Below are 17,427 nucleotides of genomic sequence, written 5' to 3'. Positions count from 1 at the left end.
GCAAAAGGCCGGTCTCGCGACCGGCCTTTTCATTTTACGGAGCGTTGCGCCGGACGCGCCGTCAGACCTTGAAGTCCTCCAAGCGGAAGGGGAGCGAGCGCAGCCTCTGGCCGGTGGCGGCGAAGATGGCGTTGGAGAGGGCGGGCGCCACCCCCGGCACCCCCGGCTCGCCGATTCCCGTCGGCGGATTGGCCGAGGGGAGGATATGCACCTCGACCTTGGGCATTTCCGACATGCGCAGCGGCACATAGGTGTCGAAATTGGCCTGCTCGACCACGCCGCCGTCCAGCGTGATCTCGTCATGCAGTGCCGCGCCGAGGCCGAAGCCGACGCCCCCCTCGATCTGCGCCGCGATCACGTCCGGATTGATGGCGATGCCGCAATCCACCGCGCAGACGACGCGCTCGACCTTGATCCGCCCCTCGACCACCGACACGTCGATGACGCTGCCGACCACGGTGTTGAAGCTCTCATGCAGCGCCACGCCGCGCCCCTTGCCGGCGCCGGGCTTCCCGCCCCATTCCGCCTTCTCCGCCAGCAGCTTCAGCACGGCGGCGTGGCGCGGCTTGTCCTGCAGCAGTTCCAGCCGGAACGCGACCGGATCACGCCCCGCCGCATGGGCGAGCTCGTCGATCATCACCTCCACCACATGGGCGGTGTGGGTGTGACCGACCGAGCGCCACCATAGCGTGGGCACGCCCACCTTGGCCGTGTGCAGGTCGACCCGGAAATCGTTGATGGCGTAATTGGTATCGGAGGCCCCCTCCACCGATGTGCCGTCGACGCCCTCCTTGATGATGAAGGCCTCGAACGGGGTGCCGACGATGAAGGACTGGCCGACGATGCGCTGGTCCCAGCCGGCAATCTTGCCGTCCGCCGTCAGGCCGGCGCGCACCGAGTGGTAGAACATGGGCCGGTAATAGCCGCCCTTGATGTCGTCCTCGCGGGTCCAGACGAGATGGACCGGCGCGCGCCCGTCGATCGCCTTGAGGATGGTGGCGGCTTCCGCGACATAATCCGCCGGCGGGTTGGCGCGGCGGCCGAAGGAGCCGCCGGCATAGAGCGACTCGATCTTCACCTGCTCGGGCTTCACACCGAGAATGCCGGCGGTGACCGCCTGCTCGATGGTCTGGAACTGCGAACCGGTCCAGATGGTGACGCCCTCGCCGGTCTTCTCGATCACGCAGTTCAGCGGCTCCATCGGCGCATGGGCGAGATAGGGGAAGCTGAACTCGGCCTCGATGATCTTCGAGGCCTTCTCCAGCCCCTTGGCCGCGTCGCCCCGGCGGGCGGCGGGGAGGCCCGGCGTCTTCGCCAGCTTGGCGTATTCGTCGAAAAGCTCGGCGGAGCCGCGCATCTCGGCCTTGGCCTCGTCCCAGACAAGGCCGGCGAGCGCGTCGCGGCCCTGGATCGCCGCCCAGGTGTTGGTCGCGAGCACCGCGATGCCGGAAGGCACTGCCACCACCTCGACCACACCCGGCACTTTCGTCGCGGCGGTGGCGTCGAAGCTCTTTACCGTCGCGCCGAAGCGGTCCGGCCGGCGGACCACGGCGGTGAGCATGCCCGGCCGGCGCATGTCCAGCGCATAGGTCGCGCTGCCGTCGGTTTTGGTGGCGGAATCAAGCCGGGGCAGCTTCGTGCCGATCAGCGTGAAATCCCTGGGGTCTTTCAGCTTGACATCGGCCGGCACCGGCAGCCGGGCGGCGGCTTCCGCGAAGTCGCCAAAGCTGCCGGAATGCGTGCCGCTTTTCAGCACCCCCTTCTCGACTGTGATGCTGTCGGCCGGCACGCCCCACTGCCTGGCAGCCGCCTCGACCAGCATGGCGCGCGCCGCCGCGCCGGCCCGGCGCAGCTGCTCCCAGCTATTGGCGATGGAGGTGGAGCCGCCCGTGCCCTGGACCGGTCCGAAGGCGAGGTTGTTGTAGAGTCTGGCATCGGCCGGGGCAAAGGCGGTGCGCATCTGGCTCCAGTCGGCACCAAGCTCTTCCGCCACGATGGTTGGCAGGCCGGTGGTGACTCCCTGCCCCATGTCGACATGCTTGATGAGCACCGTCACCGTGTTGTCGGGCGCGATGCGCACAAAGGCATTGGGCATCGGCGGAGCAGGCGGGGCGGCAGCGGCTTCCTCCGCCTGCGCGAGGCGCGGGCCGAGATGCACGCCGATGACGAGCGCGCCGCCGGCGGCGGCGAGCCCCTTGAGGAAGCTGCGGCGCGTAGCCGCCCCCGGGGCGCCCATGCCCGCGAGCATCTGCCGGTACTGGTCGGGTGTGAGGAGGTGCATGGCGATCACCCGAGGTTGGAGGCGGCTTCGTGGATGGCGGCGCGGATGCGCTGATAAGTGGCGCAGCGGCAGACATTGCCGTCCATGGCGGCGTCGATGTCGGCGTCGGTCGGCGCGCGGTTTTCGCTCAGCAGGCCGACCGCCGACATGATCTGCCCGGACTGGCAATAGCCGCACTGCACCACGTCGAGCTTGCGCCAGGCGTCAACCACCGCCGCGCCCACCTTGCTGGCGGCGACGCCCTCGATGGTGGTGACGCTCTTGCCCTCGACATCGGACAGGGAGGTCTGGCAGGAACGCACCGGCGCTCCATCCACATGCACGGTGCAGGCGCCGCACAGGGCGGCGCCGCAGCCGAACTTGGTGCCGGTCAGCCCGGCCAGGTCGCGGATCGCCCAGAGCAGCGGCATATCGCCGTCAGCCTCCAGCGCCTGCTCGCGACCATTGAGTGTGAATTTCATCAGAACGCCCTCTCCTTCCCGGGGATGAGGACGCGCAACGGCACCCTGTCCACCGCAACAGCAACGGCTGGACGGGGTGTCTGCGCTCCCGGCGGGAGGCTACCGCTTCATGATGAGCGTCATCTAATCACCCTTACGTGAAGGGAGGGCCGCTCAGCCCCCCGACACGCTGCGCACCGCCAGCAATTCGCGCACGAAATCGGCGAGATCGGCGATGTCGGCGACGATACGGTCATCGCCGCGGCTGGCGGAGGCGTGGAAGATGCCGTCGAGCATCAGCCCGATCCGCCGGGCGGTGCGGGCGATGTCGACCGGGGCAAAGGCGCCGCTCGCCACCCCGCGCGCCAGCGCGCCCTCCAGCAGTTGCTGCTCGCGGCCGTAGAAGCCGGCAATCAGCACGTCGAGTTCCGCATCGCGCAGGCCGGAGGAGGCATAGTCGCTCATCAACTTGACCATCAGGGCGAGGGTCGGCGCCAGTTCCATATGGATGTCGAGCCAGGCGAGGATTTCCGCCAGTGGTTCCGCCCCGGCGGCGCGCCGCTCCTCATAGCCGGCCACGAGCTGCTCGATGGCGTGCCCAAGCGCGCGGCGCACCAGATCGTCCTTGTTCTCGAAATAGTGGTAGAGCAGCCCGACATTGATGTCGCAGACCAGCGCGATGTCGCGCACCGTGACGACGGAGAAATGGCGCGACGCGAACAGCCGCAACGCTTCTTCCAGGATCAGAACCCGCCGCTCGGCGGGCTGAAGGCGCTTGCGCGCGCTGCGTGCGGTCATGCGATTCCTCCGTATTTGTACGGAATTTTCTGCCTTGCTCATATGCTAAGCGTGCCCATTTGTTGGGCTTGCACGTCATATTAAGTCACCGTTTAATAACCCGGTCCAGCCATTTCAGCGACCGGAGCCACCCCTCATGAAGCGCATAATCAGGGCTGCAGCCGTCTTCGCCAGCCTCGCCGCCGCAGCCCTTGCGGGGGCGCCTGCGGCGCATGCCGCCCCGAAGAAGAGTTTCAAGGTCGCCTACACCGTCTATATCGGGTTCATGCCCTTCGCTTACATGAAGTCTTCCGGCATCATGAAGAAATGGGCCGACAAATACGGCATCGATGTCGAGATCATCCAGGCCAACGATTATGTCGGTTCGATCAACCAGTTCATTGCCGGCGAGATCGACGCGGTGGGCGTGGCTTCGATGGACGGCCTCACCATGCCGGCGGCCGGCGGCGTCGACACCTCCATCCTGCTGATCACCGACTATTCCAACGGCAACGACATCGTTCTTTCCAAGACCGCGAAGAACGTGAAGGAACTGGCCGGGCAGGACGTGTACCTGCTGCAGTACAGCGTCTCGCACTATCTGCTCAACCGCGGCCTTCAGCTCGCCGGCATCGACGATCCCACCGCCACCAAGACGGTGAACATCTCGGATTCGGAAATCTCCGCCGCCTTCATCTCGCAGGCCGACATGAAGCACGCGGTGTCGTGGAAGCCGCTCACCGAGGATATGCTCAAGGTCTCCGGCACCACCAACCTGTTCGACTCGTCCAAGATCCCCGGCGAGATCATGGATGTGTTCATCGGCAACACCGCCACGCTCAAGGACAATCCGGACTTCGCCAAGGCGGTGGTCGGCGCTTGGTACGAGGCGCTCGGCATCCTCAAGGCCGGCGGCGCGGCAGGCGAGGAAATGCGCGCGGTGATGACCAGCGCCATGGGCACGGATGCCGGCGGCCTGCAGGCCCAGCTCGACACCACCCATTTCTTCTACACTCCCCAGGAGGCCGCCAGCTTCCTGCTCTCGCCCGACAACGCCAAGATCTGGGACAATATCCGCACTTTCTGCTTCCAGCAGGGCCTGTTCGGCCAGGGCGCCACCAGCGTCGATTCCATCGGCATCGAAGTCGCCGACGGCACCGTCCTGGGTGACAAGGCCAACATCAAGATGCGGGTCAATGCCAGCTTCACCAAGGACGCGGCCGACGGGAAGCTGTGAGCGGCAGGCTTCTGCGCAAGCTCCCGGCGACGCCTGAGAGACCGTTCAAAGCACCGTCATCCTGAGGTGCGAGCGCCGCGAGCCTCGAAGGATGGGCTCCATCAGCGCCATCACCACCATTCCTTCGGGCCCCGCCCTGCGGATGGGCGCCTCAGGAAGACCTTCCGCCGGGGACACGGCCCTTGGTGCCCTATCCCCGTCCCCGGACCCGCGGCACCGATCCGCGCGCCCGGGGACACGCCGGCAACGCCTTAGAGACTGTCCCGACGCGCGGTCATTCCGAGGCACGGGCGAAGCAAGCCTCAAAGGCTGGGTTCTCACGTGCCTGAACATCCACCGAGGCCGGCATCCGCGCGGGCCCGTCAGGATGACGGTCATCGCGGGACGCGGTTCAGCCCGGGGATGACGATTGCAACCGAAAGGCCCTGCATGCGCCGCATCATCAACTACGCCCCCCGGCCCGGCGTCCGGCTCATCCTCGCCATCCTGCCCTTCGTCGTGGTGCTGGCGATCTATATGCTGGGCTCGAATGCCCGCCTCGCGGTGGAGCCGGCCGACAAGCTGATGCCGAGCTTCGCCAGCTTCTGGAACACCATGGTGCGCATGGCGACCACGGTGGACAAGGCGACGAACCAGTATCTCCTGTGGTGGGACACCTGGCTCAGCCTGCAGCGCCTTTTCCTCGGCCTCGGCATTTCCGCCGTGCTCGGCCTGGTGCTCGGCATCATCGTCGGCTTCGTGCCCTATCTGCGCGCCACTTTCGAGCCGTTCTTCGCCGCCTTCTCGCTCATCCCGCCGCTGGCGGTGCTGCCCATCCTGTTCATCCTGTTCGGCCTTGGCGAAGCCTCGAAGATCGTGCTGATCGTCTTCGGCATCGCCCCCTTCATCATCCGCGACGTGATGCTGCGGGTCTCCGCCCTGCCGACCGAACAGATCATAAAGGCGCAGACGCTCGGCGCCTCGACCTGGCAGATGATCTCCGGCGTGGTGCTGCCGCAGGTGATGCCGCGCCTCATCGACTCGGTGCGGCTCTCCCTCGGCGCCGCCTGGCTGTTCGTCATCGCGGCGGAAGCCATCACCTCCGAGGGCGGCCTCGGCTACCGCATCTTCCTGGTGCGGCGCTACCTCGCCATGGATGTGATCCTTCCCTACGTCATCTGGATCACCCTCCTCGCCTTCCTCATGGATTACGCGCTGCGCCGCCTCGCCGTCGCCGCCTATCCCTGGGACCAGATAAAGGCGGCCTGAATGACCACCATCACCTTCGAGAACGTCTGGAAGGAATATGACGAGCGGGTCGTGCTCGAACAGGTCAACCTGTCGCTCGACGACCATGAATTCCTCGTCATCATCGGCCCGTCCGGCGTCGGCAAGACCACGCTGCTGCGCATGCTGCTCTCACAGGAACAGCCGACGCGCGGGCGCATCCTGATCGACGGCGAACCCATCGCCAGCGAGCCGACCGCCGATCGCGGCGTGGTGTTCCAGCGCTATTCGGTGTTCCCGCACCGCACCGTGCTGGGCAATGTGATGATGGGCCCGCAATGGGCCGGCGCACCGATCCTCGGCCGCTTCTTCGGCGCCCGCCGCAAGGCGCTGGAAGAAAAGGCGATGGCGCTGCTCACCCGCGTCGGGCTCGGCGAGCACGCGCACAAATACCCCGCCCAGCTATCGGGCGGCATGCAGCAGCGTCTCGCTTTGGCGCAGGCGCTGATCATGAAGCCGAAGGTGCTGCTGCTCGACGAGCCCTTCGGCGCGCTCGATCCCGGCACCCGCAAATCCATGCACGAGCTGGTGGGCGAACTCTGGGAAGAGAACCGCATGACCATCGTCATGGTCACGCATGATCTTCCCGAAGCCTTCCTGCTCGGCACCCGCGTCATCGCCGTCGACAAGCGGCGCAACGACCCGCAGGCGCCGGAGCGCTTCGGCGCCAGCATCGTCTCCGATTTCGAAGCCAAGTGCCGCAGCGTGCGCGAATCCCGCCTGTTCGAGGCGGAGCGCGCGCGTGTGCGCCTCGCCCTCCTCGCCGCCGCGCCCGCCACCGGGGATGACCCGACCGTCCCGGCATTCGAGACCGCTTTAGTGAAGGACTGACACAATGGCCGACAAGCGCTTCCACCTCGCCTGGTTCATGAACTTCACGCCCGACGAATGGCGCGAACCCTTCGGCCAGGGCGGCAACCCGTGGGATGGCCGTTTCTATATCGAGATGGCCCAGGCGATGGAGCGCGCCTGCTTCGATCTGATCATGATCGAGGACAAGCTGATGGTGCCGGAGACCTATGGCGGATCGCGCGACCTCTCGCTCAAGCACGCCATGATGGTGCCGAAGGCCGACCCCGCCCCGCTGGCGGTGGCCATGGGCATGGCGACCCAGCATCTCGGCGTCGTCGCCACCATGTCCACCATGGCCTACCCGCCCTTCATGCTGGCGCGGCTGTCTTCCACCATCGACAGCCTCACCAAGGGCCGCTTCGGCTGGAACGTCGTCACCTCGGCCGAGGACCTCATGGCGAAGAATTTCGGCATGGACAAGCTGCCTCCGCGCGAGGACCGCTACGCCATGGCCGAGGAATACATGGAAGTCTGCGACAAGCTGTTCAACAGCTGGGAGCCGGACGCCGTGGTGCTCGACCGCAAGAACGGCATTTATGCCGATGGCTCCAAGGTCCACACCATCGACCACAAGGGCAAATATTACCAGGTGCGCGGCCCGCTCAACACCGTGCCCTCGCCGCAGCGCCGCCCGGTCTATCTGCAGGCCGGCGCCTCCCCGCGCGGGCGGGATTTCGCCGCCCGCTATGCCGACGCCATCGTCTCGGTCGCCAATGGGGTCGAGGGAATGAAGGCGTTCCGCGCCGACATCCGCGCCCGCGCTGAAGCCATCGGCCGCAACCCGGACGACATCAAGGTCTTCTTCTGCATCTGCCCCAGCCTCGGCGAGACCGAAGCGGAGGCGCGCGCCCGCTATGAGAACGTCACCATGTCGGACAATTTCGTCACCGACGTGCTGATCTCGATCTCCGCCATCACCGAGATCGACTTTTCCAAATACGACCTCGACAAGCCGCTGCCGGAAAAGCTCGTCACCAACGGCGAATCCGGCACGCTCGACAAGTTCCAGCAATGGGGCTCGGGCAAGACGCTGCGCGAGCTCGCGGCCTCGGGCGGCGGCGGCCTCGTCTCCTCCATGGAACTGATCGGCACCCCGGCGCAGGTCGCCGACAAGATGGGCGAGGCGATGGCGGAAGTGGGCGGCGACGGCTTCCTCATCACCACCCCGGTGCTGCGCGTCTCCCGCCGCTACATCGCCGAGATCTGCGACGGGCTGGTGCCGGAGCTGCAGGCGCGCGGCCTCGTACGCACCGAATACAAGCACCAGCTGCTGCGCGACAATCTGCGCGAGTTCTGACCCGCGCGAACCATCGGGCGCGGATTCCCCGCGCCCGCCGGCGCCGGCGCTGGTCCGGCAGGAAGGAGAAGGGCATGTCCCCCCCGTGCTCGCCGCTCGACGGCGCTCCCGATAATGGCCCGCCGCCGGTAACCCGGCAGGGCTTCCGCAACGCCATGGCCCGCCTCGGCGCGGCGGTGAATATCGTCACGACAGATGGACCGGGTGGGCGCCACGGCTTCACCGCCTCGGCGGTGTGCTCGGTCACCGACAGCCCGCCGACCCTGTTGGTGTGCCTCAACAAGGGTTCCTCCGCCGCCGCTCCCGTCCATGCCAATGGCGTCGTCTGCATCAACACGCTGGCGGCCGGGCACGAGCCGCTGTCCAATCTGTTCGGCGGCCGCACCCCGCCGGAGGAGCGCTTCGCCAGCGGCAACTGGCGGCCGGCCGTCACCGGCGCGCCGATGCTGGACGGCGCGGTCGTTGCCTTCGACTGCCGCATCGTTCGCACCGTGGAGGTCGGCACCCATGACGTGCTGTTCTGCGAGGTGGTCGGCGTCGCCGAGGGCGGCTCGAATGAGAGCCTCATCTATTACAGCCGCCGCTACCACACCCTCTCCGGCCCCACCGACGATTGAAGCGGGCTCTGGCCCGCCCCTCAACTGCCGCGATAGGTGGAATAGCTCCACGGCGTCACCACCAGCGGCACATGATAGTGCCCCTCCGGCTCGGCGATGCCGAAGCGGAGCGGCACCGTGTCGAGGAAGGCCGGGCCGGGCACATCGAGCCCGCGCGCCGCGAAATAGGCGCCGACATGAAACAGCAGCTCATAGCGGCCCGCCCGCAGCGGCGCGCCGGAGATCAGCGGCGCGTCGGTGCGCCCGTCCGCATTGGTCACCGCCTCGGTGAGAAGCGCCCGCGCGCTCGCCCCCACCTCGTAGAGCTCCACCCGCACGCCCTGCGCCGGCCCGCCTCTATGGGTGTCGAGCACATGGGTGGACAGCCGGCCATGCACGTTCGGCAGGCCGGGGCCCGTCACCCGCTCCACCAGCCGCAGCGCGGTGATGTGGCCGATTTCGACCAAGGCGGCGGCAAGTTCCTCGTCACGCTTGTGCAAGAGGCGCGCCTCGAAGGCGTCGAGCAGCGCGTCGCGGGTCTGCCGCCGCACGCAGATGACGAAGGGAAAGCCGAAGCGGGCGCGATAGGCGGCGTTGAGCCGCTCGAAGCGGGCGAACTCGGCATCCGACAGCCGGTCGAGCCCCAGCCCCGCCTGTTCCGACACTGAGGCGGGGGCGATGTCGCCGGCCCGCGCCGCCTTGCCGGCGAGGTCGGGATGCGCCGCGACGAAGGCGATACGCTCCGCCTCCGGCCGCGCCCACACGCAAGCCATCAGCGCCTCGTGCAGTGCCGAGACGGTGGCGAAGGGCGCATGGGCGAAGGCAGCCTCCGCCACCCAGGGCGCGTGCTCGAAAATGCCGTCCAGCGCGGCGATGAAACCTTCGCGGTCGAGCGTGTTGAGCGTGTCGAGGGAGACGGGATGCGTCACGGTTGTTCCTCACCATGCGCGGGCCGGAACGGATCGCCCGACCGGTCGCGGTCATAGACGGGGCGGCCGGCGACATAGGTGGCGCGCACCGCCCGGTCGTCGCCCAAGGTCATCAGGAGAAACAGCAATTCCTCCATCGAGGCGCAATAGCCGGCGCGGAACGCCATCAACGGGGTCGCCTTCGGGTCGAGCACGCAGATATCGGCCTCCATTCCCGGCGCCAGCCGGCCGATGCGATCCTCGAGCCCCAGCGCCCGCGCCCCGCCCAGAGTGGCGAGATAAAAGCCCTGCACCGCGTCAAGCTTGTGACCGACCATGGCCGCCACCTTGTAGGCCTCGTTCAGCGTCTGCAGCTGCGACAGCGACGTGCCCCCGCCGACATCGGTGCCCAGCGCCACTTTCACCGGCCGGCGCGGGTCCACCGCCTCGAACAGCCGGAAAAGGCCGCTGCCGAGAAAGAGGTTGGAGGTCGGGCAATGCGCCAGCGCCGCCCCCGCCTGGTGGCAGGTGCAGAAATCCCCTTCATGCAGATGGATGCCATGGCCGAACATGGAGCGCGGGCCCACCAGCCCGGCATGGGCATAGACATCGAGATAGGAGGCGCGGGCGGGGAAGAGGTCGCGCACCCATTCGATTTCGGCCAGGTTCTCGCACAGATGCGTCTGCAGGAAGAGGCCGTCCCGTGTCTTGAGCAGTGCCCCGGCGGCGTCGAGCTGGGCGTCGGTCGAGGTCGGCGCGAAGCGCGGCGTGACGCAGTAGAGCGCCCGGCCCCGCCCATGCCAGCGCTCGATCAGCGCGAGGCTTTCATCATAGCCGCGCTGGGCCGTGTCGAGCAGGCCCGCCGGCGCGTGTCGGTCCATCAGTACTTTGCCGGCTATCATCCGCGCATCGAACCGTGCCGCCTCGGTGAAGAAAGCGTCCACCGATTGCGGATGCATGGTGCAATACACCATCGCCGTGGTGGTGCCGGCGCGCAGCAATTCGCGCAGGAACAGATGCGCCACCCGCCCGGCATGGCCGGCATCGGCAAAACTCATCTCGGCGGGAAAGGTGTAGGTCTCCAGCCATTCCAGCAATTGCGTGCCGAAGGCGCCGATCACCTGCATCTGCGGATAATGCACATGCGCGTCGATGAAACCGGGCACGAGAAGATGGCCGGGATAATGCTCCACCGCGACGCCCTCAGGCAGCGTGTCGTTGAGCTCCGCATAGGGGCCGAAGGCGGCGATCCGCCCGTCCTCGATGATGATGAGCGCGTCATCATGGGTGATGAGGCAGCCGCGCGAGGGCTGCTCGAACGGATTGCCCGCCAGCGTGGCCGCCGGCCCGCGCAGCACCCGCGATTGAAGGCTCCCGCTCATGACGCGGCCTCCTTCGCCGCCTGGGCGGGCAGAAGCGCATAGAGTTCATCGGCCACGAAAGGCGTGGCGCGCAGCCGCACGCCGGTGGCGTCGAAGATCGCATTGGCGAGCGCCGCCGCCACCGGATTGAACGGGCTCTCGCTCATCGATTTCGCTCCCAGCGGGCCGATGGAATCAAACGTCTCGGCGAAGAACACCTGCGTGCGCGGCACATCGGCAAAGGCCGGTATATGGTAGCCGCGAAAGCTGGCATTGGTCACCGCGCCCACCTCATCCATCATCAGCCGTTCATAGAGCGCGGCGCCGATCGCCTGGGCGACGCCACCCTCCACCTGGCCCCGGCACTGCATGGGGTTGACCACCGTGCCGGCATCCGCCGCATGGACGGAGCGCAGGATACGGATTTCGCCGCTGCGCCCATGCACCGCGACCTCGAAACCCTGCACATTGAACGCCACCGAGCGCGGGCTACCGCCCGCATCGCCCACCGCCTCCAACGGCGCCAGCGCGGCGAGGGCAATGCGCCTCTCCCCCGCCACCACCGCCTCGCCCTCGATCCGGCAAGCCTCGGCCGGCACGCCCAGCCGGGCGGCGGCCGCCGCGCGGATCGTTTCCGCCAGCCTTTCCGCCGCCGCCTGCGTCGCGCTGCCGGCCACCACCGTGCCGGTCGAGCCATAGGCGCCGGTGTCGTGGTCGACATGGGCGGTGTCGGACTGGCGCACGCTTATCTGCTCCGGCCGCGCGCCGAGCAGCGTGGCGGCGATCTGCACATGCACGGTGGTGGTGCCGTTGCCGAACTCCGCCGTGCCGATGCGCAGTTCGTAGGTTCCGTCGGTGGTCAGCGTCAGCCGGGTCTGCGCGACATGGCCGCGCGGGGGAATGGTGTCGATCATTGCCGCCGCGACGCCGCGCCCAACGTGCCAGTCCGGACCCAGCCGCGCCGGCAAGGGCTTGGCCAGTTCCGCCTCCACCCGGTCTAGGCACTGGTCGAGCCCGTAGCTGCCCATCTCGACATCGTGGTGCGGCGGACCGGAGGAGACCATCGCATCGCCCGGCCGCACCATGTTCAGCCGCCGCAGCGTCATGGGGTCCATGCCAAGCTTATGCGCCAGCTCGTCCATGGCCGATTCCACCGCGAAGATGGTCTGGCTCAGCCCATAGCCGCGAAAGGCGCCGCTGGGCAGGGAATTTGTGTAGACCGACCAACCCTCCACCCGCTTGTTCGGGCAATTATACAGCGCGACGCTCTCGCCCGAGCCGTGAAACAACACGCCCGCCGCATGGTTGCCATAAGCGCCGGTGTTCAGCAGCATCCGCATCGACAAGGCGGTGAGCCGCCCCTCCCGCGTCGCGCCGAGCGTCACCGTCACCTTCATCGGGTGGCGGCTGGTGGAGGCGGCGAACTGCTCGGCGCGGGTATATTCCAGCTTCACCGGCCGCCCGGTCTTCAGCACCGCCAGCGCCACGATGTCCTCGGTGAGCATTTCCTGCTTGCCGCCAAAGCCGCCACCCACCCGCGCGGCGAAGACGCGCACGCTCTCGCGCGGCAGGTCATAGAGCGCCGCCAGCGCGTCGCGGGTAAGGAAGGGCGTCTGAGTGGAGCTGCGGATCACCAGCCGGCCATCCGCGTCGCGCCAGCCAATGCAGCCATGGGTTTCCAGATGCGCGTGCTGGACGCGCTGGCTCTCATAGGTCGCCTCATGGATCACATCGGCGGCAGCCAAGCCGGCGGTGATATCCCCGACCCCGCCTGCCAGCGCGGCGGCAATGTTGCGGGAGGCGTCCGCGATGCGGCTGTCCGGCCCCTTGTCGCCATGTACCAGCGGCGCGCCGGGGCGCATCGCCTCCTCCGGGTCGAACACCGCCGGCAGCGGCTCATAATCCACGCACAGCGTTGCGCAACCGGCCTCCGCCGCCTGTTCGCTCACCGCCACCACCGCGGCCACGCGCTGGCCGATATGGCGCACCACATCGTCGAGCACGCGGGTGTCGTCGGCATCGTCGGTGGCGTGGTGGTGCCGGGCGGATGAGAACAGGCGGGAAGGCGCGTCCTCATGCGTCAGCACCGCCACCACCCCCGGCAGCGCCAGCGCCGCCGCCGTGTCGATGGCGCGGATGCGCGCGTGCGGGTGCGGCGAGCGCAGCAGCTTCATATGCAGAAGCCCCGCCAGGTCGCCCTCCGGCGCCACATCCATCGTGTAGCGCGCCGCGCCGGTGACGATCGCCGGCCCGGCCGGCGCCGCCACGCTGCGGCCGACGCGCGCCTCGGTCGGATCGCCCTCCACCGTCGCGATCCCGGCCACCGCATCGGCGATGGCGGCATAGCCGGTGCAGCGGCACAGATTGCCCTTGAGCGCGTCCGGCAGATCCGCCCTCTGGCCCTGGTCGAGCGCGGCTGACGTCATCACCATGCCGGCGGTGCAGAAGCCGCACTGAAAGCCTTGCGCCGCAAGGAACGCCTCCTGCATCGGGTGCAGGCCGCCGCCCTCGGCCGTGTCCGCCAGCCCCTCAATGGTGGTGACCGCCCGCCCCTCGGCGCGGAACGCGGGAGTGACGCAGCTATGCACCGGCCGGCCGTCGAGATGCACCGTGCAGGCACCGCAATCGCCGGCATCGCAACCCTTCTTCACCCCGAACCAGCCCAGTTCGCGCAACAGGGTGCGCAGGCACTGGCCCGGCCGGGCCTCGGTCTCGACGGACCGGCCATTGACGGTGAGCCTCACGCGCGCCCCTCACCCGGTTCGTTCAGTTCGTCGCGGATGTCCTGCGCCAGAAGATGCGTCATGTGGCGGCGCCAGTGCGGCCGCCCGTGCATGTCGTCATAATAGAGCGTCTCCGGGATCGCCGCCGCGAGCCGCGCGGCGAGGTCGGCCGGGCCCGGCAAAGCGGGAAAGGCGATTTCCACCGGCCGCCTTGTGGCGGCCGTCACCGTGAGCGCGAAGGCGCCGTCTGGCGCGCGCGTGCCGATCAGCAGCACGCCGGAGCGGCCGAGCGGGGTCAGCGAGGCGCGACGGAAGGCGGCGCGGCGGCGCAGCGCCCGTGCCGGCAGCTCCACCGTGCGCAGCACCTCCCCCGGCGCAAGCGCCACCTCGCGCGGGCCGCGCACGAGATCGGCGATGCGGACCCGCCGTTCGGCCCCGTCCGGCCCCCACAGCACGCCCTCGCCTTCCAGCGCCACGGCGAGGGAGATCATCGGCCCGGCCGGCAGGCCGAGGCAGATATTCCCGCCCACCGTCGCCATGTTCCATATCTTGAACGAGGCGAGGAAAGAGCGGCAGCATTCGCGGATGAGAAAGGCCGCCCGCCACTCCACCGGCGGCTCGAAGCCGGCGAGTTCGGCAATGGTGCAGGTCGCGGCAACGCTCAGCCCGCCCGCTCCGGCGCGGACAGGCTCCCACCCGAAGCCGGAGAGATCGACCAGCCGCCGTACCGAAGGCTGCGGCTCGGAGAACAGCCAGGTGCCGCCGCCGAGCACCGCGTCGCCCGCACCGGCGGCGGGAAGCTCCGCCCGTGCGCGCGGACGCAGCACCTCGGAAACCGTGTTGAGGTCCATCGGCCGATCCCCGTCGCCCTTCCCGCTGCTCAGCCCCGCCCGACGGTGCAGACGATCTGGCCGTGCGGCTCGTCGGTCGGGGTGAAGACCTGCCCGTCAAAGGCACGGCCGAAGGGCGAGAGGTCGATGGGGAGGTAATGCTTGTTCGGGCAGGCCATGGAGATCTCGGCCACCTCGGGCACGGCGGCCAGCACCGCCTCGCCCATCTGGTACAGCGTCGCCTGCACACCCGGGCTGTAGGTGGTGGCGAACACTTTCAGCGCCGCGTCGAGCACCGCCGCATTGGCGGCGGCGTAACTCTCAGGCACCCCGCTCCAGCGCCACTGCGCCTCCATCGCGGTGGCGAACAGCCGGTCGGCGGTCGGCTTCAGCGTCGTCGCCTCGTCGAACCAGTAATCCTCCCAGCCCGACTGCGTGGTCTTGAGGAAGGTGAAGCCCTCGACGCCGGAGGCGAGGCGGCTGTCCTCGCGCGTCGCCTCCAGCCGGACGACGGGCCGGCCATTGCCGTCGAGCACGAAGGCGTGGTCGTGCGGGGCGCCCTCGACCTCGATCCGCCGCCATTTCGTCTCATGGGCAGTGATGGCGACGCCGGCGACATGGGGGTAGCGATCGAGGAAATACTGCGCCAGCACGCCGGCGAACACTTCGTTCTCCGCCCCGACATGGTCGCGGGCAACGATGTTGATGATGTTCTTGATCGAATCGGTGGCGATGACCTGCCGGTTGTCGCCCTGCGTATAGGCGGCGGCGAAGTCGCCGGTCAGCATCGCCTGCACGGAAAGCTCGCGCACCTCATGGCGGGGGCTGTCGCGCTCAACGCGCATGATGCGCACGCGGCCCTTGCCGTAGCTGTTGGAAATGAGCGGCATCGGCACTGTCCCCCGGCTGCGGATCGGTCGTTCGGAACGATCACTTATGCGAAACCGATGCCAGTCTGGCACCGCGGCGCGCGGCGCGGAAGTCACCCGGAACGTCCGGACCGAACGCAAGCGGCGCACATGCCGCGGAAGCGGGTGGCGCCCGCCCGCCGGGCAGGCGAAACTGCGCGCCCCTGCCCACGCCGAGTTCATCATGACTATTTTACCGCCTTCCGCCTCCTCTGTACCCGCCCCCCTGCCGCGCCCCTTCCGCCTCGATGGGCGGATCGCGCTGGTGACCGGAGCCGGGCGCGGGCTCGGCTTCGAAATGGCGAAGGCGCTCGCCGCCGCCGGCGCGCAGGTCATCATCAATGGCCGGCATATGGGGCGGCTGGAGGCGGCGGCGACGGCGCTGGCGGCGGCCACGGGCCGTCCCGTCGGCATCGCTCCGTTCGATGTCGCCGACACCGCTGCCGGTCGCGCGGCCATCGCCGCCATCGCGGCGGAACACGGCCGGCTCGACATTTTGGTCAACAATGTCGGCGCTCGCGACCGCCGGCCGCTGAAGGACTTCACCGCCGGAGAGGCCGAGGCGCTGATCGCCACCGACCTCGTCGGCCCGATGCTGTTGGCGCGCGAGGCGGCCGAGCACATGGCGGCCCACCGCCATGGCCGGCTGATCACCGTCACCTCCATCGCCGCCCACATCGCCAATCGGCACGACCCGGTCTACACCGCCGCCAAGGCCGGGCTCTCCGGGCTGATGCGGGCGCTGGCGGTGGACTATGCCCGGGCCGGCATCACCAGCAACGCCATCGCGCCCGGCATGTTCGCCACCGAAACCAATGCCGGCCTGGTCGCCGACGCCGCCTTTTCCGCCTTCGTGGACACCCGCGTGCCCATCGGCCGCTGGGGCCATCCGCCGGAAATCGGCGCCGCGGCGGTGTTCCTGGCTTCGAATGAGGCCTCCTTCGTCAACGGGCATGTGCTCGTCGTCGATGGCGGGCAGTCGATCCGCATGTGAGCGGCGCCGCCAGCGGCTGATTTATTACCTTGCCGGCGTGACGGGCCGGCTCGCGTTAAGGATAGCGTCGCTCTTCTGGAGTTCATGATTTCACTTGTCTGCAAAGGGCTCTAGATAAACTCCCGACGACGGGCACACGGCGGAGAGGAAACGATGAGCTTCAGCAATGAACTTCGGCAGGTGAACGCACAGGACTGGCAGGCCTGTGTCGAGCACCGTTTCGTCCGCGAGATCTTCGCCGGCACCGTTGCGCCCGATGTCATGCGCCGCTACCTCGCGCAGGACTATCAGTTCATCGACGGTTTCGTCGCTCTGCTTGGCATGGCCATCGCCACCGCCGATCGCTTCGACTCGCGCATCCGCTTCGCCCAGTTCGCGGCCATGATCACCAGCGACGAGAACACCTATTTCCAGCGCGCCTTCGTCGCGCTCGGCGTGCCGGAGGCGGAGCGGGCGCATCCCGTGCTCACCGCGCCCACTGCCGGCTTCCAGACCCTGATGAAGGATGCCGCCGCCAGCCGCGGCTATGCCAACTGCCTCGCCGTACTCACCGTTGCCGAATGGCTCTATTTGAGCTGGGCCGACCGCCCGGGAGAGGCACTGCCACCGGACTTCGTGCATGCGGAGTGGATCACCCTGCACAATAATGATGGCTTCCGTGGCTTCGTCACCTGGCTGCGCGGCGAGCTCGACCGGGTTGGCGCGGTCATCGACGACGCCGGGCGCGCCGATGCCGCCGCCTTTTTCCGCCGCGCGGTGACGCTGGAACGGGCTTTCTTTGATCACATCTATGAGTGATTCGAGTAAGTGTGGGCTGCACCCCGGCCGCTCAGAGATTGTACTTAGCGACCGGCCTCATCAAGAAATTGCGCATGTCGATCCGTTTATTTTTAGCCACATTCGGTCATTGCTGACGTCACCCCGTGACGTTGCGGCAGTACAAGGGCACCCTTTTAG

Annotated in this window: 15 protein-coding genes; 7 read left to right on the top strand and 8 right to left on the bottom strand. The window is 68.1% G+C overall.

Annotated features, from left to right (window positions below):
- Window positions 1–61: 61 nt before the first annotated feature.
- The 3 genes from J2S75_RS17105 to J2S75_RS17095 form a co-directional block, all read right to left on the bottom strand.
- A complete protein-coding gene (locus J2S75_RS17105) occupies window positions 62–2,281 on the bottom strand; it encodes a xanthine dehydrogenase family protein molybdopterin-binding subunit (RefSeq protein ID WP_307021577.1) in 2,220 nt (739 codons plus the stop codon).
- A gap of 5 nt (window positions 2,282–2,286) precedes the next feature.
- Complete coding sequence (locus J2S75_RS17100; RefSeq protein ID WP_307021575.1) at window positions 2,287–2,742, bottom strand: (2Fe-2S)-binding protein; 456 nt, start codon at window positions 2,740–2,742, stop codon at window positions 2,287–2,289.
- A gap of 153 nt (window positions 2,743–2,895) precedes the next feature.
- The gene (locus J2S75_RS17095; RefSeq protein WP_307021573.1) at window positions 2,896–3,519 is read right to left on the bottom strand and encodes a TetR/AcrR family transcriptional regulator; all 624 of its coding nucleotides are present in this window, start codon (window positions 3,517–3,519) and stop codon (window positions 2,896–2,898) included.
- A 136-nt stretch (window positions 3,520–3,655) separates the two neighbouring features.
- On the opposite strand from J2S75_RS17095, the gene J2S75_RS17090 reads away from it, so the two are divergent.
- From J2S75_RS17090 to J2S75_RS17070, 5 genes are all read left to right on the top strand, one after another.
- On the top strand, window positions 3,656–4,735 hold the full coding sequence (locus J2S75_RS17090) for a putative urea ABC transporter substrate-binding protein (protein ID WP_307021571.1): 1,080 nt from the start codon (window positions 3,656–3,658) through the stop codon (window positions 4,733–4,735).
- Window positions 4,736–5,164: 429 nt separating this feature from the next.
- Entirely contained in the window at window positions 5,165–5,983 is an 819-nt protein-coding gene (locus J2S75_RS17085; RefSeq protein ID WP_307021569.1) for an ABC transporter permease, read from the top strand.
- Entirely contained in the window at window positions 5,984–6,832 is an 849-nt protein-coding gene (locus J2S75_RS17080; RefSeq protein WP_307021567.1) for an ABC transporter ATP-binding protein, read from the top strand.
- Between the two features lie 4 nt (window positions 6,833–6,836).
- Window positions 6,837–8,150, top strand: a complete 1,314-nt coding sequence (locus J2S75_RS17075) for an NtaA/DmoA family FMN-dependent monooxygenase (protein ID WP_307021565.1) — start codon at window positions 6,837–6,839, stop codon at window positions 8,148–8,150.
- Window positions 8,151–8,224: 74 nt separating this feature from the next.
- Window positions 8,225–8,767 carry a flavin reductase gene (locus J2S75_RS17070; protein ID WP_307021563.1) on the top strand — a complete coding sequence of 181 codons (543 nt, stop codon included), beginning with the start codon at window positions 8,225–8,227 and terminating at the stop codon, window positions 8,765–8,767.
- Between the two features lie 20 nt (window positions 8,768–8,787).
- Here J2S75_RS17070 and uraD read toward each other — a convergent pair whose 3' ends face one another.
- The 5 genes from uraD to pucL are packed head-to-tail and all read right to left on the bottom strand — an operon-like array spanning window position 8,788 to window position 15,458.
- Window positions 8,788–9,675, bottom strand: a complete 888-nt coding sequence (gene uraD, locus J2S75_RS17065; protein WP_307021559.1) for a 2-oxo-4-hydroxy-4-carboxy-5-ureidoimidazoline decarboxylase — start codon at window positions 9,673–9,675, stop codon at window positions 8,788–8,790.
- Window positions 9,672–11,036 carry a guanine deaminase gene (gene guaD, locus J2S75_RS17060; RefSeq protein WP_307021557.1) on the bottom strand — a complete coding sequence of 455 codons (1,365 nt, stop codon included), beginning with the start codon at window positions 11,034–11,036 and terminating at the stop codon, window positions 9,672–9,674. Before guaD ends, uraD begins: the two co-directional genes overlap by 4 nt.
- The gene (locus J2S75_RS17055) at window positions 11,033–13,759 is read right to left on the bottom strand and encodes a molybdopterin-dependent oxidoreductase (RefSeq protein ID WP_307021555.1); all 2,727 of its coding nucleotides are present in this window, start codon (window positions 13,757–13,759) and stop codon (window positions 11,033–11,035) included. Before J2S75_RS17055 ends, guaD begins: the two co-directional genes overlap by 4 nt.
- Window positions 13,756–14,589 (bottom strand): FAD binding domain-containing protein, encoded by an 834-nt coding sequence (locus J2S75_RS17050; protein ID WP_307021553.1) that lies wholly within the window; start codon window positions 14,587–14,589, stop codon window positions 13,756–13,758. The genes J2S75_RS17055 and J2S75_RS17050 overlap by 4 nt, the downstream gene beginning before the upstream one ends.
- A 29-nt stretch (window positions 14,590–14,618) precedes the next feature.
- On the bottom strand, window positions 14,619–15,458 hold the full coding sequence (pucL, locus tag J2S75_RS17045; RefSeq protein WP_307021551.1) for a factor-independent urate hydroxylase: 840 nt from the start codon (window positions 15,456–15,458) through the stop codon (window positions 14,619–14,621).
- Between the two features lie 202 nt (window positions 15,459–15,660).
- On the opposite strand from pucL, the gene J2S75_RS17040 reads away from it, so the two are divergent.
- Together J2S75_RS17040 and J2S75_RS17035 are read left to right on the top strand one after the other, a co-directional pair.
- Complete coding sequence (locus J2S75_RS17040) at window positions 15,661–16,470, top strand: SDR family oxidoreductase (protein ID WP_307021549.1); 810 nt, start codon at window positions 15,661–15,663, stop codon at window positions 16,468–16,470.
- Window positions 16,471–16,623: 153 nt separating this feature from the next.
- On the top strand, window positions 16,624–17,268 hold the full coding sequence (locus J2S75_RS17035) for a TenA family protein (RefSeq protein WP_307021547.1): 645 nt from the start codon (window positions 16,624–16,626) through the stop codon (window positions 17,266–17,268).
- Window positions 17,269–17,427: the final 159 nt, after the last annotated feature.

Source organism: Ancylobacter polymorphus, assembly GCF_030813495.1.
Taxonomy (GTDB): Bacteria; Pseudomonadota; Alphaproteobacteria; order Rhizobiales; family Xanthobacteraceae; genus Ancylobacter; species Ancylobacter polymorphus.
This window is presented reverse-complemented; position numbering and strand designations above follow the sequence as displayed.